Origin of the sequence: Amycolatopsis roodepoortensis, from assembly GCF_024628825.1 — a bacterium.
Lineage (GTDB): Bacteria > Actinomycetota > Actinomycetes > Mycobacteriales > Pseudonocardiaceae > Amycolatopsis > Amycolatopsis roodepoortensis.
This window is the reverse complement of record NZ_CP102415.1, coordinates 4,556,200-4,575,943: the sequence shown is the minus strand read 5'-3', so window position 1 is coordinate 4,575,943 and position 19,744 is coordinate 4,556,200. Positions and strand designations below refer to the sequence as shown.

The following is a 19,744-nucleotide window of genomic DNA, read 5'->3' as shown; positions in this document are numbered from 1 at the left end:
GCTGTGGGCAAAAAGGCACGGAACAAGTCGGCGAAGACCATGACCCGCCCGGCGCAGCGCACGGAGCCGACACATCAAGAGGCGGGTCCCGCGCGGACCGGAGGCGTCCTGCCGCCCGCACTGGCTCGCCCACGGTCGGCCCCATCCTCGCCAGCGGCTGTCAAAACCAGGCCCGAGACCGATCCGACCGAGGCTGGAGGGCGCACAGGACAAGGTCGCGCGGCGGCGGTGGGCTGCATGGACGGCGTCGCCGCGGAGGTGCTGCCACACGGGGTCGCGGCCACCTACTGGTTCGACGCCGCCGCTTCGGGCGACCCCTACACGGCGGTGATCCGATTCACCGGAGTGCGGACCGACGTCACGGGCAAGCCACGCCCCGGCGACCGGTTCGACGTGATCGAGCGCCTCGAGATCATTCCGGGTAGCGGACGGATAGCCCTCACGGCGAAAGTGCCGGGCGTCAACCCGGGCGCCTGGCGAGTCACGGCGAGGCCGGACACGGCGACGGGACGAGGCTCAGCCGCGTCGAGACACCTGCCGAGACGGGTCGTCGACGTGGTCGCGCGACCGGGCGTCCTCGGGCAGGGCCCAGGAGTGCGGTTGCTGTCCTGGCCACTGCTGGTCGGCCTGGGCGCGGTGGTGGCGCTGGCGCTCCAGGCTGTCCTGGTCGCTCGATCCGGGTACGGCGTCGTGGGGGTGCTCGCCGTCTCGCTCATCGGCTGTGCGCTCGGGTTCGTCGGGGCGAAGGCCTGGTACCTCGCCTTGCATCGACGGCATCCGCGCACGTTCATGAACTCCGGTGCTTGTATTCAGGGCTTCCTTCTCGTCGCGCTGGCCGTGGTGGCGCTGGGTGCCGTGGTGGTGGGCATCCCGATCGGGAGACTCCTGGACTTGACGACGCCAGGCGTCTTCCTCGGTATGGCCGTAGGCCGGCCTGGCTGCTTTCTCACCGGATGCTGCGCGGGGCGGCCGACGAGTTCCCGATGGGGCTTGTGGTCCTCCGACCGGAGGTTGGGAGTTCGCAGGCTCCCGGTCCAGCTCGCCGAGGCGGCCGTCGCGCTAGTGATCGGAATTGTCACGCTGAGTCTGGTACTCGGCGTCGAGCCTGGGGTCGACGGGATGCTCTTCGCGGGGGCGGTCGCGGCCTATACGTTCGCCCGGCAACTCCTGTTCCCCTTGCGCAACGATTCGCGAACCGCGGTCGGTCGCGCCGTGACGATGGCCGCGTGCGGGCTGGTGCTCGCGGTGGCGGCCATTCTGGCGGTGGCTTAGGAGGGCTCGGACTGCACGGGTCCGTCGGTGCGGGATCGCGGCTGGCGACCCGCTTGGATGTCGTCGAGCGTGCTCGCGAGCAGCGGAGGGTCGGTCGGCCCGGTGATCTTGGCGACGAGGGTCCCGGTCCGGTCGATGAAGAACGTCTCCGGAATGCCGATGACACCGAAGTCCATTGCAGCGCGGGAACCAGGATCGGTGACGTACTGGTAGCCCTTGCCGCGGCCGAGCTCGTCGAGGAACCCGATCGCGGGTTTGCGCTGATCCTGATAGCTGATTCCGACGAAGGTCACGCCCGCCTCGCCGTACGCGTCAGCCGCCGCCACGAGGGTCGGTTGCTCCTCACGGCAGGGGACGCACCACGACGCCCAGAAGTTGATGACGACGATCCGGCCGCGTAGCGACGCGAGGTCCAGCTCTCCCTCGCGTTCCAGGTACGGCAACGAGAGCTCAGGCGCGGGCTTGCCGATCAACGGGGTGTCCACCAGTGTCGGGTCCTTGCCGAGCCGGGTGCCGAGCAACGCGCCGACGGCGACCGCGGCGATGGCGGCGGCGAGGGCCACCCAGCGCAGCCATCGCATCGTCGACGTGCGGGCGTCCACGGATTCGGCGCTCATCGGCCGCTCCTGTCGAGTTCGCGGCGGGCGGTGGCGATCAGGGCCTCGACGTCCTTGCGGGTTTCGGGGAGCAGATCGGGCCGGGCCTGGAGTTGCTCAAGGGTGCGGAGCGCGGCGGCCGGATCGTTGCGGCCGAACAGTTCGACGTTGGCCCGCATCCACAGGGCCGTTCCCGCCGCGTCGCCGCCGGCGGGCAACGGCGGTGCGGGCGTGCTGGTCTGCGTGACCTCGTTGCCGGTCACGAAACCGTTCTCCGGCCTGGGCTGTACCGCCCCGGGGAGGACAACGGCCGCGGCGAGCCCGGCGACCAGCACGGTGACGACGTAAGCGAGCGTCCGGGCGACACTGACCCGGGACGGTGTGCGGGTACCGGGTTCATCGAGGCCGTCGAGCCGGGCCATCGCGTCCGCGGCGGCTCGTTCGTACTCCGTGCGCAGCCGTTGCCCGGCCTCGGCCGGGATCTCGCCGGTGCGGATCTGCACCTCCAGCGCCAGCAGATCCCGGAGCGCTTGCTCGCGCTCTTCCTCGAGGCGTTCTCGTTCACGAGTCACAGGAGATCCTCACGACGGTATCGGGCACGCGTTCGCTCCAAGGCCTGTGCGATCTGATCGCGCTGGTCCTCCGGTACGACGAGGACCACTTGTCGACGTCGCAGGAAGACGCCGAGCCCGGCGGCGCCCGCGAGTACGCCCGCCACCGGCAGGAGCCACAGCAGCAGCGTCGGGCCGTGGGCGGGCGGATCGAGCAAAACCCAGTCGCCGTACCGGGAGCGGAAGTAGCCGACGATCTCCTCCTCGTCGCGGCCTGCGGCGACCTGCTCCTGCACGACCTGCCGCATCGCGGTGGCGGTCTCGGAGGGTGACTCGGCGATCGAGACGCTCTTGCACACCGGGCAACGCAGCCGTTGCTCGAGTTCGTAGGCTCGGTCTTCCTGCCCGCCGGTGTTCACCAGCTGGGCCGCCACGATGCCCAGCAGGATCAGCACGCCGGCGATACAGGCGAGACTGACGACCCGGCTACGCATCGGCTTTCGTCTCCTGCGAGGGAGCCGTCTCGGCCGCTGACTGCTCCAGGCGGCCACGCCGTCGCCCGGTCAGCGCCCAAAGCCCACCGGCGGCGATCATGAACCCTCCGACCCAGAGCCACGACATCAGCGGATAGCGGTAGAGGTTCACCGTCACGCTCTCCGGGGTGAGCTGGGCGAGCGCCACGTAGATGTCCCGGCCCGCCGTGCTCCACACGGTCGGCGTGCCGACCGCCTGCGGCTGGTTGACGAAGGTCTCGAGCCGAGGCTCTGCCGTCCATACGACTTGGCCGTCTTCGCGGAACACGAGGTGCGCGTCGCGCAGCGTCCGGTCGGGTTCGACGTGCTGCTCGGTGGTGTCGAGGGTGACGGTGTACCCGGCGAACTCCGCCGTGCCTCCCGGAGCGAGGGTCACGGTGGCCCGGCTCGTGGTGGCGCCGGAGACGGAGATCGCCACGGCGACGACGGCGACACCGATGTGCGCGAGCTGCCCGCCCCAGTACGCACGCTGCCCGGTGACCAGCCGCCACAGCCCTCGCGGCCGCCGGTTCGGCGCGGCGACCAGCAGCTGCCGGACACTCGCCGCGGCGATCGTCACCGCCAGAAGAACCACGGCGACGGCGCCGACCGACCGGAGACCCGCGGCTGTCACGACCGCGGCCGCCGCGCTGCCGAGCAGAAGCGGTACGCGTAACCGCGTCCACAGTAGACCCGGCGTCGCCCAGCGATAGGGCGTGAACGGTCCCGCGCCCATCGCCAACAGCAACGCGAACGACAGCGGCACGGCCATCCGGTCGAAGAACGGCCGCCCCACCGACACCTGCCCGCCGCTGAGGGCTTCTACGAAGATCGGGTAGAGCGTGCCGAGCAGTACGACGAAGGCGAACAGGCACAGCAGAAGGTTGTTCACCAGGAACAGGCCCTCGCGACTGCCGAGTCGCAGGGATCGTGTTCGCGTGGCGATGTCCTCGCCGCGCAGTGCGAACAGCGTGAATCCGGCGACCACCACCACGACGAGGAATCCGAGCAACGCGGGGCCGACACCGGACTGCGTGAACGAGTGCACCGACGCGACCACCGACGAGCGGGTGAGGAACGTGCCGAGGATGGTGAGCGCGAAGGTCGCGAGTGCCAGTACGAAATTCCACGCCTGCAACGTTCCGCGTTTGACCTGCACCACGGAGGAGTGGATGAACGCCGTGGCCACCAGCCAGGGGATCAGCGCGGCGTTCTCCACCGGATCCCACGCCCAGTAGCCACCCCAGCCGAGGACTTCGTACGACCACCAGGCGCCCACGATCAGGCCCGCGGTCAGGAAGGTCCACGCCACGAGATTCGCCCGGCGGGTTCGCACCAGCCAGTCGACACCGCCGCGCCGGAGCACCAATGCCGACATCGCGTAGGCGAAGGACACCGTGAAGCCGACGAAGCCGAGATAGAGCAGCGGCGGGTGAATCGCCACCATGATGTCATTACGCAGCAACGGATTCGGGCCTGGCCCGTCGATAGGTGGAGTGGCCAGGATCTTGAACGGGTTGGCGACCGTGGTCACCATTCCGAAGAAGAACGCGGCGACCAGTCCCATGACACCGAGTGCACCGGTCCCGAGCCGGTCGTCGGCTCCGGTGAGCTTTCGACCGGCGACGAAGATGTAGCCGGCGAGTACCAGCGTCCACAGCACGATACTGCCGCCGAGTCCGGACCACGCGCTGGTGATCGTGAACAGCAGCGGGGTCGCGCGCGCGTGGGTCTCCGCGACGTACGACATCGCGAAGTTGTCGGTCAGCAGAGCGGTTTCGAGAGCCGCCATGGACAAGACCGCGCCACCGGCCATCACCGAAGACGCAGCCCGCAACTGGCCGATTCGCACCGTGCCGGGGCGGTGTTGCGCGCGGAAGCCGTACAAGGCGAGGACAAGCGAAGCGGCCAGGCCGAGCAACGCGCCACCCCAGCCCGCGGCCGGAACCACCTGCGTCATCGAGGGTCACCTCCTGTGCCCGGCTGCGGCGCCGGGCCCGGCGGACGGTAGTTCTCGTCGTGCTTGACGATCATGGTGTCCGAGAGGAATTCCGTGCCACGCCACGAGCCTTCGACCACCACCCCGATGCCAGGCTGGAAAAGCTGCGCCACCGGTCCGGTATGCAGCACGACGACCGCGGCGCTGTCCGGGCGCACTTCGGCGGTCACGACGAAGGCGAGCCCGTCGGCGGTGCGCCGCTCGCTTCCCGGGCGGACGAATCCGCCGAGCTGGAAACGCCGGCCTTCGGCGTAGTCGGCGTGCTTGGCCAGCGCTTCATTCGGTGTGAGGTAGTAGACGAGGTTGCCGTTCAGGTTGCCGAAGACGAGGACGCCGACGAGCACCGCGACGACGCCGATTCCCGAGACGGCGAGCAGCCGGTATCGCTTCACCGGTCACGCCCCAACTCGCGCTGGACGGCCCTGGTCCGCTGGATCAGCTTGACCGTGTACGCGGTGAGAACGCCGAAGGTGACTACGAAGCCGATGATCACCCAGGTCCATTCAGACATCGTTCGCCGGTCCTTCCAGCCGTGGTGCGGCCACCGCGAGGCCGGCCAGCCGGTTGTCCGCGGTGGCTTGGGCGGTGGCGAGGTCCTCCTCCAGCGAGGACAAGCGAGTGCGGGCTCGCAGCAGGGTGATCGCGAGCAGGGTGAACCCGAGCACGTTGACCAGCAGCACCAGCAGCATGCGGTGGTCGATGGACGGGTCGCCCGGTTTCAGGACGGTCGGTGGCTGGTGCAGCGCCCGCCACCACACCACGGACAGGTGCACGATCGGTACCTGCACGAACGCGACGACGCCGAGCACGGCCGCGCGCCGTGCCCGCGCGACAGGGTCGAGCGTCGCGCGCCGGAGGGCGAGATAACCGAGGTAGGCGAAGAACATCAACGCGGTCGTGATCAGCCGGGGATCCCAGGTCCACCAGACGCCCCAGACCGGTTTGCCCCACCAGGAACCCAGCGCGATCGTCAGACCGGTGAACAGCACGCCGACCTCCGCGCTGGCGGCCGCGAGCCGGTCGAAGCGGTCTTTCCGTCGCCACAACCACAGCCCGCTCGCCACGAAGGTGATCACGAAGCACAGATAGGCCGTCCACGCCGTCGGAACGTGGAGGTACATCAAACGCTGGTACTCGCCCTGGATGCGATCCGGCGGCGCGAGTACGGCGCCGGCCAGCCCAGCGGCGAGCACGATGACGGTGGCGACCGGCAGTCGTCGTCCGAGCGGGTTCATGTGTTCTCCTCACAGGCGTTCGCGCTCAGCAGCAGGCCGAGCCAGCCGATCGCGGTGGTGGTGACCAGTAACAGGAGCCAAGGCCACGGATTCCGTCCGTAGGCCGCCGTCTTGATCACTTCCGTGGCGCCGAGCAGCAGCGGAAGCGCGAGCGGGCAGACCAGCAGGGGGCCGAGCGTGCCGCGCCCGGCGAGCCCGCGGACGACGGCCCCGGCGAGCGTGCCGAGCGCGGCCAGTCCCGCGGCGGTGACGGGCAGGACGGCCGGTAGCCACGCCCAGCCACGCATCGGCGGCTGGTAGAACACGACCAAGGCGGGCAGCAACAGCATCTCGAAAGCCAGCAGCGCGACCGTGGTCGCGGCCGCGCGACCCGCGAGCCGGGCCGTCGGCACGACTCCTACCAGCCGCAGCATCCCCAGGTGTTCCGGTGAATCGGTCGTGGATTGCCGGAGGGTGACGAGCAGGCCGAACAGCAGCACCACGACCCAGTACATCCCCAGGCCGAGCTGCGCGAGCATCGGGCGGTCGGCACCGACGGCCAGCGGCACGAGCAATAGCGCCACCGCCCCGAACGGCGCGATCACCCAGAGCGTCTCACCGGCCCGGCCCTCGATCCGCAACTCGGTGCGGGCGACGGCACGGGCTTGCCGTAGCGGCGTGGTCATCGGTGCTCACCTTCCGGTGCGAACTCGTGGACGCACGGAACCAGCCGCCCGCCCTCGAGGAGAGCGAGCCGGTCGGCCAGCGACGTCAGCCGCGGGATGTCGTGCGAGACCACGACCGCCGCACCGCCGCGGATACGGACCCGGTGCACCACCAGATCGACCAACCCGAACGACGCGGGGTCCAAACCGGCGTGGGGTTCGTCGAGCAGCAGCAGCTTCGGAGCGGTCAGGACGACCCGTGCGAGGTCGGCGCGCCGGAGCATTCCCTGTGAGCATTGGTTCGCCCGCCGGTGAGCCGCCTGGCCCAAACCCACCAGGTCCAGCGCGGCGGTGACCGCCGGCTCCGGCCGTCCGGTCAGCGTGGCCAGGTAGCGCAGGTTCTCTTCCAGCGTCAGCAGCGGATGCAACGCCGACTGATGCCCGACGAGCGCGATCGACGGCCTGACGTCCTGGGCCTCCGGGGTGCCGAGCCGCGCGCCGAGCACGGTTCCGAGCCCTCCGGCCGGTCGCAGAAGGGTGGCCAGGACGCGCAGCAACGTGCTCTTTCCCGAGCCGTTGGGGCCGAGGACACCGAACACTTCGCCGGGGCGCACCACGAGGTCGAGTCCGCGCAGGACAGGACTGCGGTGGACGCGGACGTCCAGATCCGTCACGGCCACCACGGCATCCTGCTGCTCTACTAACATTGCTAGTAGATTACAGTCGGCTGGAGCCGACCACTCATCTGGGTTCCGACAGGCAGGTTCTGACGTGGAGTTGTACGCATCGCTGTCGCTGGCCATTGTGGCGGGGATCATCTCGTGCACTTCACCGTGCGTGCTTCCGCTGCTACCCGGCTATGTGTCCTACATGTCCGGAGTCGGACGGTCCTCTGTGGACGGGACGACCACTACGCTGAGCAAACGTCGTGTCGCTGGCGCCTCGTTGTTGTTCATCCTCGGCTTCACCGCGGTGTTCGTCGCGCTCGGGATGACGGCTTCGGCGCTGGGTTTGCTGCTGGCACAGCAGAAGCAGACGTTGACGGTCATCGGCGGCGTGCTGGTGATCGCGATGGGACTGCTCATGCTGGGGGTCGTCCGGATTCCTTTGCTGCGCAGGGAACTTCGGTTCGACCTGCGTCGTGTGCGCGGCGGTCCGGCCGGAGCGGCCGTGCTGGGCGTGGCGTTCGGGCTGGGGTGGACACCCTGTGTGGGGCCGGTGCTCGCGTCCATCCTCGCGACCGCGGCGAGCACGGCGACTGTCGGTACCGGCGCGTTGCTGCTGTTCGCCTACTCGATGGGACTCGGTGTGCGCCGTTCCTGCTCGTGGCGTTCGGCGTGGTGCGGGGGCAACGCGGCCTGGGCCGGCTGCGCAGGCATACGAGGAAGATCGAGATTGTCGGTGGCGCTTTGCTGATGGCGATGGGTATCGCGATGCTCACGGGTGGCTGGACGCTGCTGATGAGCCGGATGCTGGCGTGGTTCGCCCGGCTGGGCTGGCCTCCGTTGTGAATCCCGGCGCGCAGGCTTCCGTGGTGCACTCTCGCTGCCGCCAGCGAATCGCCACGGCGGCGCCCAGGGCGACCACCGACAGTGCGGCGAGTACGGGCTGAACGGGTGCCCACAACCCGAGCGCACCGGAAACACCGAGCAGTCCCACGACGATCTTGTTGCACACCGGGCATCCGACGGCGAACACCGCGGCGGTCACCGAGCCGATCACCCTGCCACGCCCCCGGGTGTCGCTTTGGGGACGTGGAATGGACACCCAGAGCCCGGTGAGGACCGCGGTCAGGGCCAATACGGGGTATTCCCACCAGCGGATCGGTGTCATGCGGGTGAAGTAGGACGTGTCGATGACGTCGGTCGGCACCCCGACCGCGAGCGCGCTTAGCGCCGCGGCCACCACCGCGACCGTCCATCGACGGGTCCGTTCACTCCACATAGGACACAACGGCCATCATCCCGGCCTCGCCGTGGTAGATGTTGTGGCAGTGCGTGAGCCACTGCCCGGGATTGTTCGCGTCGAAGTCGACTTCCAAGGTCGTGCGAGGGAGGACGATCGCGGTGTCCTTGCGAGCGCCGAGATCGTTCTGGCCGCGAACCTGGAACGTGTGGCCGTGCAGGTGCATCGGGTGGTACATGTCCGAGTCGTTCACGAAGCGCAGCCGGACCCGCTGCCCTTGCCGGATCGGCAGGCCGTCGTCGGGATTGAAGGGCTTGCCGTTGATCGTCCAGTCGTACTTGGCGCCCGGCCCGGCCAGGACCATGTCATGGACGACATCCGGATTCTTGGCAGGCAGGGCGACTTCAGGCGTGGCCTGGAAGTCGGCAAGGCTTTGCACCGGCCGCGCTTTCAGGGCTGCGACCGCGGCGTCGTTCGCTGTCGCTGCTTTGCTGCCGCCGGAATGCAAAAGGATCTGGGCGTAGGCGTTCTTTCCTTCGGCGATGGCGATGACGGGAACACCCTTGTCCGGGAGCGTGATCACGGCGTCGACCCGTTCTCCCATGCCGATCAGGACCGTCTCGGCCGGATTCCGGGTGGTCGCGGGGAAACCGTCGGTGTGGGTGACCCGCATCGGCACACCGGGAACACCGACCCGGAACACCGTGTCCCCACCTGCGTTGATCAACCGGAGCCGGATCCGTTGCCCGGGCTTGCCGTCAAAGGAACGAGGGGCGGTGGCGAGCCTGCCGTTCGCCAGCATATGCGGGTAGACCACGTCTCCGGCGTCGCCGCCGAGGACATCCGACTTCGGCATGCCGGCCATTTCCGACATGCCCGGCATCGAGTGACCCATGGCCATGCCGTTCTTCTTCAGATTGTCCAGGACCGCGTCCGGATCGGTGCCCGTTCCGTCGATCCAGTCGTCGAGCACGATCACCAGTTCGTCGTCGTAGTCCTTGCCGTCGGCCGGATCTTCGACGATGAGTGGGGCGTAGAGCCCGCGATCGAGTTGAACGCCGACGTGCGGATGGAACCAGTACGTCCCCGCGTCGGGCACTGTGAATTCGTAGGAGAAGTCCGCGTTCGCCGCCACGGCCTGTTGCGTGACATCGGGTACGCCGTCCATGTCGTTGCGGAGAGCGAGGCCGTGCCAATGGATGCTCGTCGGCTGCGGGAGCCGGTTGCCGAGGTTGGCTTTCAGTACCTCGCCCCGTTTGAGTCGTATTTCCTTGCCAGGCAGTTCTCCGCCGTATGTCCACGTCCTGACCGGTACGCCGCCGAGGTCGACCTCGCCCACCGTCGCGGTCAAGTCCGCCGTCGTCACGGTGGTGTTCGCCGCACGCCGTGCCTGCTCGGCCCTGGCGACCAGTGGCGAGGTCGGTCCGACCTTGGCCGGCGCAGGCGTGCCGCCGCCGGACGAACAGGCGGACAAACCCAAAGCCGCGGCGGTACCGGTGCCCAGCACCAGAAATCCGCGCCGGCTCATCCGGCGGTTCGGGAACGGCAGGTGCTCGGCAGGTGTCATGACTCCCTCACGGTCCAGAGGTCTACGAAGTTAGATAGTACATGGATTTTCCGGCGACACCTCGCGACGTGGCGAGCCGTCACTCGCTGGAGTTGTCCTTGGAGTGGTCACCCGGCATGGCCGCCTCGGTGAGCACCTGGGACGGCGCCCGGTGGGTGTTGACCTTCTGCTTCCCGAAGAAGCCGATCTCACCCTCCTTGTGGATGCGCTCCATCATGTGCGGGTAGTGCAGCTCGAACGCCGGCCGCTCGGACCGGATCCGCGGCAGCTCGGTGAAGTTGTGCCGCGGCGGCGGGCAGGACGTCGCCCATTCGAGCGAGTTGCCGTAGCCCCACGGGTCGTCCACCGTGACGATCTCGCCGTACCGGTAGCTCTTGAAGACGTTCCAGATGAACGGCAGCGTCGAGGCACCGAGGATGTACGCGCCGATCGTGGAGATCGTGTTCAGCGTGGTGAACCCGTCGGACTGCAGGTAGTCCGCGTACCGGCGCGGCATGCCTTCGGCGCCGAGCCAGTGCTGCACCAGGAACGTGGCGTGGAAGCCGATGAACGTGGTCCAGAAGTGCCACTTGCCGAGCTTCTCGTCCATCATGCGGCCGGTGATCTTCGGGAACCAGAAGTAGATCCCGGCGAACGTGGCGAACACGATCGTGCCGTAGAGCACGTAGTGGAAGTGCGCGACGACGAAGTAGCTGTCGGAGACCTGGAAATCGATCGCGGGGGCCGCGAGCAGCACCCCCGTGAGCCCGCCGAACAGGAAGGTGACCATGAACCCGACGCTGAAAAGCATCGGCGTCTCGAAAGTCAGCTGCCCTTTCCACATCGTGCCGATCCAGTTGAAGAACTTCACGCCGGTCGGGACCGCGACGAGGAAGGTCATGAAGGAGAAGAACGGCAGCAGTACCGAGCCGGTCGCGTACATGTGGTGAGCCCATACCGAAACGGAGGTGGCCGCGATACCGATGGTCGCCCAGATGAGTCCTTTGTAGCCGAACACGGGTTTGCGGCTGAAGACCGGAAGGATCTCCGACACGATCCCGAAGAACGGTAGCGCGACGATGTAGACCTCTGGATGGCCGAAGAACCAGAATAGGTGTTGCCAGAGGATCACGCCGCCGTTCGCCGGGTCGTAGACGTGTGCGCCGAGCCTGCGGTCGGCAAGCAAGCCGAACAGGGCCGCGGTCAGGATCGGGAACGCGATCAGGATCAGGATGCTGGTGACCAGGATGTTCCAGGTGAAGATCGGCATCCGGTACATCGTCATCCCGGGGCAACGAAGGCATACCACGGTGGTGATCATGTTGACCGCGCCCAGGATGGTGCCCAACCCGGAGACGAGGAGGCCGGTGATCCAGAGGTCGGCCCCGACGCCGGGGGAGTAGATGGCATTGGACAGTGGCGTGTAGGCGAACCAGCCGAAGTCGGCCGCACCTCCCGGGGTGAGGAAGCCGGACATCACGAGCAAGCTGCCGAACAGGTAGAGCCAGTACGAGAACGAGTTCAGGCGAGGGAACGCCATGTCCGGGGCGCCGATCTGCAGCGGCAGGATGAAGTTCGCGAACCCGAAGATGCTCGGTGTCGCGTACAGCAGCAGCATGATCGTGCCGTGCATGGTGAACAGCTGGTTGTACTGCTCGTTGGACAGGAACTGCATCCCCGGCCGGGCCAGTTCGCTACGCATCAGCATCGCGAGTGCGCCGCCGACCATGAAGAACGCGAACGACGTGACCAGGTACATGATGCCCAGCTGTTTGTGATCGGTCGTGCGCAGCAGGCGAAGGAGAACGGAGCCCTTCGGCGGCACAGTGCGTTCCGAGCCGGGTCGCAGCGCGATGGGAGCGGGTTTGACGACCATGGGGCCTCCGTCCGAGTAACTACTAGGTAGCATAGTAGATACTTGGATGGACGCGAGAGGTCAGGCCTGTCGTGGCGTCAGTCGGAGCCGGAGCAGACGATGGTGGGCTCGGGTTCGTAGCGGACATTGTGGGTCGTGCGGGAGATCTCGGCGCCGCTCAGGTCGCGGATCACCCGCGTGTCCGATGTCGTGAACCCGGACTTACCCTTCGCGGGCCGGCAAGAGCTGGCCGACTTGGTGACGGTCGGCGGGCTGGTGTAGCCGTGTTTGGGGCCGGGGATCGATTCGACGGTGACGTGCTTCGTGCCCCAGAGTCGTACGGTGATCGACGAGTTCGTCCAGATCGTCTGGATCGCTACACCGGTCGGCGCGTCGTTCTTGAACCTCAGGTCGATGACACTGCTGCCGTCCGGATTCTGGAAGACGGTCGCCTCTCGCGCGGCCGGGTAGCGGCTGATGTGGAAGCTGTGCTCTTTGTGGCCGCCGTCGGTCATCCCGGCGAAATACGAGGCGTTGTAGAGCGTCGTGGCGAACTGCGAGATCCCGCCGCCCACGGCCCGCGCGGGCACACCCTCCTCGATCACGCCCGCCTCGACGTAGCCCTGCGCGCGGCCACGCGGACCCGTGTAGTCGTTGAGGCTGAACGTGCTTCCTGGCTTGACGATCGCGCCGTTGACCTTCTCGGCGACCACGCGGATGTTGACCCCGGAGTCCCGGGCGAAACCGCGGGTCGTGAACTCCCCGACAACTTCCTTGATGCCGAGCTTGGCGATCTCCTCGGTGGTGACCTGGGCCTGAGTGTTCCGGTACTCGGCGACGGCGACCCGGTTCCCGTCCTTGGAGATGGCCTCGACGAGTGCGGGCAACGTCTTGTCCCAGTCGACCACGCGCCCTTCGCTGGCGGGAACGACCTGGGGACGATCGCCCTCGAAGGTCATCCGCGCGTCTTGGCCGGGCTTTTCGGTCGGGGCTAGCTGCTCGGCGAGCTCCTCGAGCTTCGCCTTGTCGAGACTGGGCATCAACTTCCCGTCCTCGGACGGGGTGAACGTCAGCGCCTCCGCGATGGTCGACGCGGACACCGTGGACTCCCGGCCATCGCCCCGTACGGTCGCCGGTCCGGACACCGCGGTTGCCGCCACCTGCTCGATCGCCACCCGCACGCTCTCGGCGGTTACTTCGGGCCGGACTGTCTCGACCGGCAACTGGATACGGTCTGCGGAGGCCCATCCGCTCAGCAGCGCCTGACGCGACGCCGCCGGGTCCAGCCGTCGCCCTTCCTGCGGTAGCACGGGAACGGGAGTCAGCCCCTCGAAGCGGACGTTCCCCTCCACGAGCGCGCGGTCGACGCCGGTACGCAGCTCGTCGATGGTCGCGGTCAGCGCCTTGTCGTCACCGCTCGCGACGACGGGGAAACTCTCGCCGGAGAACAAGGAGGTGAAGCGTGTCCAGGGATTGAGGGGCGGTGTCCCTGCTTGGGTGACCGAGGCCGCGAAATCGACAGTCACGCCCGCGGAGTCCGGGACGAACGCGGTCTCGTGGCCGTCCACCACGACCTGGACCGGCTTGGAGAGTCGTGGCGTTATCGCCTCCCGGAGCGTTTGCTCCGCGACGGCCGGCGTGAGCCCGCCAATCGAAACGCCACCCACTGACGTCCCCCGGGGAACCTCGCCTGCCGTCAACGCGACGTCGAGGCCATAGAGCACGGCCAGGCCGCCGAGGACTCCGGCCGCGATGATCGTGGCAGTGCGCCGCCACCATGGGTGCACATTCCGGTCGGTATCCGCTGGGGGCTCGACCTCGAGCTGGGTGGTGGTTTCTCCAGCACTTTCCCCTGATGGAACCACAACTTCCCCCGGTCTTCTCGCCGCGTCACGTGTTCCGGAGCCGCATCGTCCGGAACGTGACTTAGCCTACTATTGAACCTAGTTGACCTTGTCGCCGGAGGTACGTTCGCCGGTCAGAACAGGGCCAGCTCGCCGTGCAGTGCTCCCAGAACGAGTCCGGCAAGCGGGCCGAGGGCGATAGACGTGATCGTTGCGGCGTAGGCGGTGTTCGCGGCCCACCGGTCGACGGCGGGTGCGTCAGTGTCCTCTGTGGACCGCATCGCGGGGGCCATCCAGCGGAGGTAGTAGAAGACGCTCGCCACCGTGTTGACCGCCGCGACGACGACCAGCCAGGCGAATCCGCCGTCGAAGGCGGCGGTGAAGACGGTCAGTTTCCCGACGAAGACCGCGGTCGGTGGCGTGCCGATCAGTCCGAGAAGACAGACCGCGAGGCTGACCGCCAGCCACGGCCGGCGTCGCACGAGCCCTCGGTAGTCGTCGATCAGCTGTGCCTTCGGCAGGGCGCACACCACGGCGAACGCGCCGAGGTTCGTCACCGTGTAGGCGCCGACGTAGAACAGGAGGCCCGGCAGTGCCAGGGGGCTGCGCGTCGCGACGACGACGGCCATCAGCAGATAGCCGACCTGGCTGATCGTCGAGTACGCGAGCAGCCGCCGGACGTTCCGCTGGAAGAACGCGGCGAGGTTACCCAGCGTCATCGTCACGGCGGCGACGATCGCGATCAGTAGTGGCCAGTCGACGGCGGTCTCGGACATGCCGGAGGCGCCGAGCCGGTAGGCAGCGATGACACCGCCGATCTTGGGCACAGTGGTCAGGAAGGCCGCTACCGGAGGCCGGGTGCCCTCGGTGACGTCGGGCACCCAGAAATGCGCCGGGGCCGCGCCCATCTTGAACAGCAGCCCGGCGAACACCCCGACGAAGCCCACCGCCACCGCGGCGCCGGGTGCCGACGCCAGCGGTTTGGCGATCTCCGCGTAGGCGGTGGCACCTCCGACGCCGAACAACAGGGTGGCACCTGCCAGCATCGTGATCCCGAGTAACGCTCCGAGCAGGTAGAACTTGAGCGCGCCTTCGGTGCCGGTGTCGTCCTTGGCGAATCCGGCCATCGCGTACAACGGGATGCTGGCCAGCAGGAACGCGGCCACCAGCAGCAGGAGATCGTTGGCGCCGGTCAGCAGGACCGTGCCCAGCGCGGCGAGCAGCACGAGCACATACAGCTCGCTTTCGCGGGACGATGACCGGAACTCGCGCGCGCTCACGCCCAAGGTCAGCACCACGGCGATGAGGACGATCGCGCGTCCGGCGTTGGTGGCGACGTCGATGGCGTACGTGCCGCCGAACACCGTCCTATCCGGCCCGGCCCACGCCAGGACGGTGGCGACCAGACCGCCGGTGCAGGCAAGGAAGGTGAGCAGCCGGACCGGCCACTGGCGCTCTCGCGGAAGGTACGACCCGAGCAGCAGCGCGACCACGGCGGCCACCGCCAGGATGATCTCGGGCAGCAGCGCCGACGGGTCTTCGTCCATCATCTCCACGGCGCGCTCACCGGGCCAGCAGCGTCAGGATCGACCGGGAAACGGGTTCGATCGCGTCGAGCAGAAAGCGGGGGAAGATCCCGATGACGACCGTCAACACCAGCAGCGGCGCGATCGACACCGCCTCCGGGACGATCAGGTCGGCTGCCGGAGCCGCTTGCGACGGCCCGAGGAACACCTTTTGGAACGCGCGCAGGAACAGCGCGGCGATGATCAGGATCCCGAGGAATGCCACGATCGTGGCCACCGGCGCGGCACCGAGCGAGCCGGTGAAGATCTGGAATTCGGCGATGAACCCGGAAAATCCGGGCAATCCCAGGGACGCGAACGCCGCGACGGCGGTCAATCCGGCGAACCGGGGCGCCGACTTCGCGAGCCCGCCGTAGCGGTCCATGTCGTAGGTGCCGCCTCGTTCGTACAGCACTCCGGCGAGCAGGAAGAGCGCGCCGGTGATCAGGCCGTGGCTGACCATCTGCGTCACGGCGCCGGTCACCGCCAGCTGCCGGGCCTCGATGGCCGAGTCGGCCACCAAGCCCGCCGCGCCGATCGCGAGGACGATGTATCCCATGTGGTTGACCGAGGTGTAGGCGATCATCCGCTTGAAATCCCGCTGCGCCAACGCGACCAGCGCGCCGTAGACGACGCTGACCACACCGACGATGACGAAGACGAGCGCGTAACGGCGCCAGGCCTCGGGCAGGATCGGCATGGCGATCCGCACGAAGCCGTAGGTGCCCATCTTCAGCAGCACCCCGGCCAGGATCGCCGAGCCCGCGGCGGGCGCTTCGGTGTGCGCGGGCGGAAGCCAGGTGTGGAACGGCACCGTCGGGGTCTTGATGGCGAACCCGATCCCCAGCGCCAGCAGGACCAGCCCGGCGGCCCACCCGCTGCCCGTCATCGGATTCTGCCGGGTCAGCTCGACGATGTCGAAGGTGTGCGGCGACGCGGCGAGGTACAGCGCGATGAACCCGACCAACAGCGCCAGCGAGCCGAGGAAGGTGTACAGGAAGAACTTGACCGCGGCACGTGCGGCATCGCGGTGTCCCCAGCCCGCGATCACGAAGTACATGGCCACAATGGACAGATCGAAGAAGACGAAGAAGAGGATCAGGTCGAGCGCGACGAACAAGCCGAGGCTCACCGTCTCAAGGAACAGGAACAGTGCGGCGAAGGAGCGCACACGTTTGTCCTGGCGCAGCGAGTACACCGCGCAGGCGAGGAAGAGGCCGCCGGTGAGCGCGATGAGCGGAAGGCTCAACCCGTCGACCCCGATGTGATATCCGGAGCTGACGCTGGGGATCCAGCGCAGGTTGACCTCGTAGGCGTAGCCGTCGGAAACCGGTGCCGCCACCCAGAGGGCCACGATCAACGCGAACTCCACCGCGGAGACGCCGACCCACCACCAGCGGGCGAACCGGGCGGAGACGCGCGGCACCGCGAACAGGACGACCGCCGCCACCAGCGGCAGGAACACCACGACGCTGAGCACGCTCTACCTCACGTTCTTCACAGGATCATCAACAGCACGGCGAGGACACCCAACGCGACCGCGGCCTGGGCGTAGTACTGGTGCAGCTGCCCGGTCTGCGCCTTCGGCACGAGCCGGCCCAGCGCACGGGCCGTCCGCGCGACGCCGCGGACCGCGCCTTCGATCGACCACTCGACACGGACGTCCGCCAGCCGCCCGAGCGCGGTGCCCGTCGCCGCGGCAAGCCGGACGCCGCCGTCGACGACGTGATCGTCGAACCGCGCCAGGGAACTCGCCAGCCGCATCGTCGGCCTCGCGACCACCAGGTCGGTCACGCGTTCCAGCCGTAGCCAGTCCGCGAGCACCCGGTTTCGGGATCCGGACAGCGTGGGCCGCGACCGTGTCCAGACGCCCGCCGCGACCACGCCGACCACCGCGACCACACCCGATACCAGCAGCTCCCCGACGTTGGGCGCCGCCATGGGCGGACCACCACCCACAAGGTCGGCGAACCAGGCGGCCGGGCCGGGCAGCCCGCCGATACCCAGCAGGACGGCCGCCGCAGCGAGGACCGGCAACGGCGCGAGAAGCAGTGGGCGCAACCGCGTCGTCAGAGCCGCCTCCGTGGGCAACCACAGCAACGCCAGCACCCGGCCGACGTAAGCGCCGCTCAGCAGCGCGGCAGCCAAACCGGCGACGTACAGGGCGGGAGAGTCGGCGAGTGCCGAGGCGAGAACCGCGTCCTTGCTGACCCAGATGGACAGTGGCGGCACCCCGGCCAGGCTCAGCGCTCCGATGGTGAACACCACACCCAGGAAAGGGGATCGACGTGCCGCACCGCGGAGCCGGTCGAGGTCCTTGGTGTCGAGCGCTAGCAGCCAGGCTCCCGCACCGAGGAAGAGCAGGCATTTGGTCGCGGCGTGCGCCACGAGTTGCCCGGTCCCCGCCGCCGGTCCACCGGCACCGGCCGCGAGCACCATGAAGCCGATCTGGGAACAGGTCGACGCGGCGAGTACCTGCTTGAGATCCCGTTGCACGAGCGCCACGGCACCGAGCACGACCGCCGTGCTGACGCCTATCCACGCGACGACGTCGGCCGCCCACCCCGTCGAGGCGAGGAGCGGCTCCACTCGCACGAGCAGGTAAGCCCCAGCCGCGACCATGGTCGCCGAGTGCAGCAGAGCCGAGACGGGGCTCGGGCCGCCCATCGCGCGGGAAAGCCAGAAGCTGAACGGAAGCTGGGCAGACTTTCCGATCGCGGCCAGCACGATCCCGGCCGCGATGACGTCGCGCCAGCTGGCCGCCGCTTCAGGCAGTCCGGCGAGCGTGAGACCGCCGACCCCGCCTGCCAGCGCGGCGCCGGCCGCCAGGTACAGGCCGAGGTCGGCCGATCGGGTGGTCAGCAACGCGATCGTTCCCGAGTCGACGCGGCGGGTCTCGCGCCACCAGAAGCCGATCAAGGCGTACGAGCACGCCCCCATGACCTCCCACGCCATCAGCAGCACCACGAGATCCCTGGCGCAGACGGTGACGAGCATCGCTCCCGCGAAGACCAGCATCAGCCCGTGGAAGCGGGCACGGGACTCGTCGGCGCCCAACTCGGCGGACGCGAACACGAGTACCGCCACCAGGATCACGGTCACCGTGATCACCATGACCGCCGACAGCCCGTCCACGGCCAGGCCGACACGCAACCCGGCGAGCAGGGGCGCCGAGACGTCCGGCCGGGTGATCGCCGCGACCACCGCCAGCACCGCGGTCAGGGCGGCCGATCCGACGCAGAGGGCAGGTGCGAGCCGGTCGGCCGGGTGACCGGCCACGAGAAGGACACCGCCGACAACGAGGGGAAGCGCTACAAGCAGCCACAGGATCATCGGCTCAGCCCTTGAGATCCGCGGCGGAGTCGGTCATGTCGACGTCCCGTCGCCGGAAGATCGCGGTCGTCACCGCGAAGCCGACCGCCATGTCGAGCGCCATCAGCGTGACCGCCACGAGTACGACGACCTGCCCGTCGGGCCGCATGGGCGAGACGAAGTACCAGAATGCCGCGCCTGCCACGATCACCGCGTTGGCCATCAACTCCAGACCCATCATGATCATGACGATCGACTGCTGGGACAACGCGCCGTAAAGCCCGACGCTGAACAGCGCCGCCGCCAGGTAGAGAAACAGTTCAAGGGTCACCGGTTCAGGCCCCCTCGCACCGGGTCATCCGGGTGCTTCGCGTCAAGCCGATCGCCGTAGCGGTCGTATCGGCCTCGGTTCGTGGCCAAGATGACCGTCGCGACCATCGTGGCGAACAGGCACAGCCCGATCACCATCATCACCAGCATCTTCGAACCCATCAGTGCCTCGCCCAGCGCGCGCGTCGGGTCGGCAGGGCGCGCGGCGTCCGACGATGGCCAGTGGACCAGCGAGATCCCCACGGCGAGCGCCACGAACACGCCGCCTGCGATGGCCAGCGACCCTTTCTGGTTGTGCACCATGGTCATCGGCATCAGCCCGGCGGGATTCATCATGTACATGATCATGAAGACGACCATGACGACCATCTCCATGATCATCATCAGGATGACCAGGACACCGAGGTAGGCCAGGTTCAGCAGAAAGACCGTTCCCGCGGCGAAGATGAACGACGCCAGCAGAGCGAAGGTCGCCCGTGCCATCGAATCGACCCGGAACACGGCCATGCCGGTGGCCACGGCCCCGACGGCGCACACCCAGAAGGCGATCTGTGTCCACATTCAGCCGGGCTCCTTCC

20 protein-coding genes are annotated in these 19,744 nt (G+C 68.2%); 2 read left to right on the top strand and 18 right to left on the bottom strand.

Features of this window, described 5'->3' with window-relative positions:
• Positions 1–237: 237 nt before the first annotated feature.
• Positions 238–1,272 carry a prolipoprotein diacylglyceryl transferase family protein gene (locus tag NQK81_RS21585; RefSeq protein WP_257489536.1) on the top strand — a complete coding sequence of 345 codons (1,035 nt, stop codon included), beginning with the start codon at positions 238–240 and terminating at the stop codon, positions 1,270–1,272.
• On the opposite strand, the gene NQK81_RS21580 is transcribed toward NQK81_RS21585, so the two are convergent.
• The 9 genes from NQK81_RS21580 to NQK81_RS21540 are packed head-to-tail and all read right to left on the bottom strand — an operon-like array spanning position 1,269 to position 7,516.
• Complete coding sequence (locus tag NQK81_RS21580) at positions 1,269–1,889, bottom strand: TlpA family protein disulfide reductase (RefSeq protein WP_257489535.1); 621 nt, start codon at positions 1,887–1,889, stop codon at positions 1,269–1,271. The two genes, NQK81_RS21585 and NQK81_RS21580, sit on opposite strands and share 4 nt — an antisense overlap.
• Complete coding sequence (locus tag NQK81_RS21575; protein WP_257489534.1) at positions 1,886–2,440, bottom strand: hypothetical protein; 555 nt, start codon at positions 2,438–2,440, stop codon at positions 1,886–1,888. The genes NQK81_RS21580 and NQK81_RS21575 overlap by 4 nt, the downstream gene beginning before the upstream one ends.
• Positions 2,437–2,913, bottom strand: coding sequence for a cytochrome c-type biogenesis protein (locus NQK81_RS21570; RefSeq protein ID WP_257489533.1), 477 nt, complete (start codon positions 2,911–2,913; stop codon positions 2,437–2,439). The genes NQK81_RS21575 and NQK81_RS21570 overlap by 4 nt, the downstream gene beginning before the upstream one ends.
• Positions 2,906–4,891 carry a heme lyase CcmF/NrfE family subunit gene (locus tag NQK81_RS21565; protein WP_257489532.1) on the bottom strand — a complete coding sequence of 662 codons (1,986 nt, stop codon included), beginning with the start codon at positions 4,889–4,891 and terminating at the stop codon, positions 2,906–2,908. The genes NQK81_RS21570 and NQK81_RS21565 overlap by 8 nt, the downstream gene beginning before the upstream one ends.
• Positions 4,888–5,322: a cytochrome c maturation protein CcmE gene (locus NQK81_RS21560; RefSeq protein WP_257489531.1), complete on the bottom strand. Its 435-nt coding sequence runs from the start codon at positions 5,320–5,322 to the stop codon at positions 4,888–4,890. Before NQK81_RS21560 ends, NQK81_RS21565 begins: the two co-directional genes overlap by 4 nt.
• Complete coding sequence (locus NQK81_RS21555; protein ID WP_257489530.1) at positions 5,319–5,441, bottom strand: hypothetical protein; 123 nt, start codon at positions 5,439–5,441, stop codon at positions 5,319–5,321. The genes NQK81_RS21560 and NQK81_RS21555 overlap by 4 nt, the downstream gene beginning before the upstream one ends.
• Positions 5,434–6,165, bottom strand: coding sequence for a cytochrome c biogenesis protein CcsA (gene ccsA / locus NQK81_RS21550; protein WP_257489529.1), 732 nt, complete (start codon positions 6,163–6,165; stop codon positions 5,434–5,436). Before ccsA ends, NQK81_RS21555 begins: the two co-directional genes overlap by 8 nt.
• Positions 6,162–6,830, bottom strand: coding sequence for a heme exporter protein CcmB (locus tag NQK81_RS21545; RefSeq protein WP_257489528.1), 669 nt, complete (start codon positions 6,828–6,830; stop codon positions 6,162–6,164). The genes ccsA and NQK81_RS21545 overlap by 4 nt, the downstream gene beginning before the upstream one ends.
• Positions 6,827–7,516, bottom strand: coding sequence for an ATP-binding cassette domain-containing protein (locus NQK81_RS21540; protein WP_306856003.1), 690 nt, complete (start codon positions 7,514–7,516; stop codon positions 6,827–6,829). The genes NQK81_RS21545 and NQK81_RS21540 overlap by 4 nt, the downstream gene beginning before the upstream one ends.
• A gap of 64 nt (positions 7,517–7,580) precedes the next feature.
• Here NQK81_RS21540 and NQK81_RS21535 point away from each other — a divergent pair, with 64 nt between their 5' ends.
• On the top strand, positions 7,581–8,225 hold the full coding sequence (locus tag NQK81_RS21535; RefSeq protein WP_257489527.1) for a cytochrome c biogenesis CcdA family protein: 645 nt from the start codon (positions 7,581–7,583) through the stop codon (positions 8,223–8,225).
• Positions 8,226–8,246: 21 nt separating this feature from the next.
• On the opposite strand, the gene NQK81_RS21530 is transcribed toward NQK81_RS21535, so the two are convergent.
• From NQK81_RS21530 to NQK81_RS21490, 9 genes are all read right to left on the bottom strand, one after another.
• On the bottom strand, positions 8,247–8,714 hold the full coding sequence (locus NQK81_RS21530) for a hypothetical protein (protein ID WP_257484916.1): 468 nt from the start codon (positions 8,712–8,714) through the stop codon (positions 8,247–8,249).
• Between the two features lie 28 nt (positions 8,715–8,742).
• Positions 8,743–10,281, bottom strand: a complete 1,539-nt coding sequence (locus NQK81_RS21525) for a multicopper oxidase family protein (RefSeq protein ID WP_257489526.1) — start codon at positions 10,279–10,281, stop codon at positions 8,743–8,745.
• Positions 10,282–10,360: 79 nt separating this feature from the next.
• A complete protein-coding gene (gene ctaD / locus NQK81_RS21520; protein WP_257484918.1) occupies positions 10,361–12,136 on the bottom strand; it encodes an aa3-type cytochrome oxidase subunit I in 1,776 nt (591 codons plus the stop codon).
• A gap of 77 nt (positions 12,137–12,213) precedes the next feature.
• Positions 12,214–13,902 carry a VanW family protein gene (locus tag NQK81_RS21515; protein WP_257489525.1) on the bottom strand — a complete coding sequence of 563 codons (1,689 nt, stop codon included), beginning with the start codon at positions 13,900–13,902 and terminating at the stop codon, positions 12,214–12,216.
• Between the two features lie 191 nt (positions 13,903–14,093).
• Positions 14,094–15,509, bottom strand: a complete 1,416-nt coding sequence (locus NQK81_RS21510) for an NADH-quinone oxidoreductase subunit N (RefSeq protein WP_306856061.1) — start codon at positions 15,507–15,509, stop codon at positions 14,094–14,096.
• Between the two features lie 13 nt (positions 15,510–15,522).
• Positions 15,523–17,004 (bottom strand): complex I subunit 4 family protein, encoded by a 1,482-nt coding sequence (locus NQK81_RS21505; RefSeq protein WP_257489524.1) that lies wholly within the window; start codon positions 17,002–17,004, stop codon positions 15,523–15,525.
• A 17-nt stretch (positions 17,005–17,021) separates the two neighbouring features.
• Positions 17,022–18,857 carry an NADH-quinone oxidoreductase subunit 5 family protein gene (locus tag NQK81_RS21500; RefSeq protein ID WP_257489523.1) on the bottom strand — a complete coding sequence of 612 codons (1,836 nt, stop codon included), beginning with the start codon at positions 18,855–18,857 and terminating at the stop codon, positions 17,022–17,024.
• 4 nt (positions 18,858–18,861) lie between these two features.
• A complete protein-coding gene (gene nuoK / locus NQK81_RS21495; RefSeq protein ID WP_257489522.1) occupies positions 18,862–19,167 on the bottom strand; it encodes an NADH-quinone oxidoreductase subunit NuoK in 306 nt (101 codons plus the stop codon).
• Positions 19,164–19,727, bottom strand: a complete 564-nt coding sequence (locus NQK81_RS21490; protein ID WP_257489521.1) for an NADH-quinone oxidoreductase subunit J — start codon at positions 19,725–19,727, stop codon at positions 19,164–19,166. Before NQK81_RS21490 ends, nuoK begins: the two co-directional genes overlap by 4 nt.
• Positions 19,728–19,744: the final 17 nt, after the last annotated feature.

Excerpts from the sequence above, each read along its gene's own strand:
- NQK81_RS21585 (WP_257489536.1), top strand. The coding sequence starts at position 238 with ATGGACGGCGTCGCCGCGGAGGTGCTGCCACACGGGGTCGCGGCCACC.
- NQK81_RS21580 (WP_257489535.1), bottom strand. The coding sequence starts at position 1,889 with ATGAGCGCCGAATCCGTGGACGCCCGCACGTCGACGATGCGATGGCTG.
- NQK81_RS21570 (WP_257489533.1), bottom strand. The coding sequence starts at position 2,913 with ATGCGTAGCCGGGTCGTCAGTCTCGCCTGTATCGCCGGCGTGCTGATC.
- NQK81_RS21565 (WP_257489532.1), bottom strand. The coding sequence starts at position 4,891 with ATGACGCAGGTGGTTCCGGCCGCGGGCTGGGGTGGCGCGTTGCTCGGC.
- NQK81_RS21555 (WP_257489530.1), bottom strand. The coding sequence starts at position 5,441 with ATGTCTGAATGGACCTGGGTGATCATCGGCTTCGTAGTCACCTTCGGC.
- ccsA (WP_257489529.1), bottom strand. The coding sequence starts at position 6,165 with ATGAACCCGCTCGGACGACGACTGCCGGTCGCCACCGTCATCGTGCTC.
- NQK81_RS21545 (WP_257489528.1), bottom strand. The coding sequence starts at position 6,830 with ATGACCACGCCGCTACGGCAAGCCCGTGCCGTCGCCCGCACCGAGTTG.
- NQK81_RS21540 (WP_306856003.1), bottom strand. The coding sequence starts at position 7,516 with ATGTTAGTAGAGCAGCAGGATGCCGTGGTGGCCGTGACGGATCTGGAC.
- NQK81_RS21525 (WP_257489526.1), bottom strand. The coding sequence starts at position 10,281 with ATGACACCTGCCGAGCACCTGCCGTTCCCGAACCGCCGGATGAGCCGG.
- ctaD (WP_257484918.1), bottom strand. The coding sequence starts at position 12,136 with ATGGTCGTCAAACCCGCTCCCATCGCGCTGCGACCCGGCTCGGAACGC.
- NQK81_RS21510 (WP_306856061.1), bottom strand. The coding sequence starts at position 15,509 with ATGATGGACGAAGACCCGTCGGCGCTGCTGCCCGAGATCATCCTGGCG.
- NQK81_RS21500 (WP_257489523.1), bottom strand. The coding sequence starts at position 18,857 with ATGATCCTGTGGCTGCTTGTAGCGCTTCCCCTCGTTGTCGGCGGTGTC.
- NQK81_RS21490 (WP_257489521.1), bottom strand. The coding sequence starts at position 19,727 with ATGTGGACACAGATCGCCTTCTGGGTGTGCGCCGTCGGGGCCGTGGCC.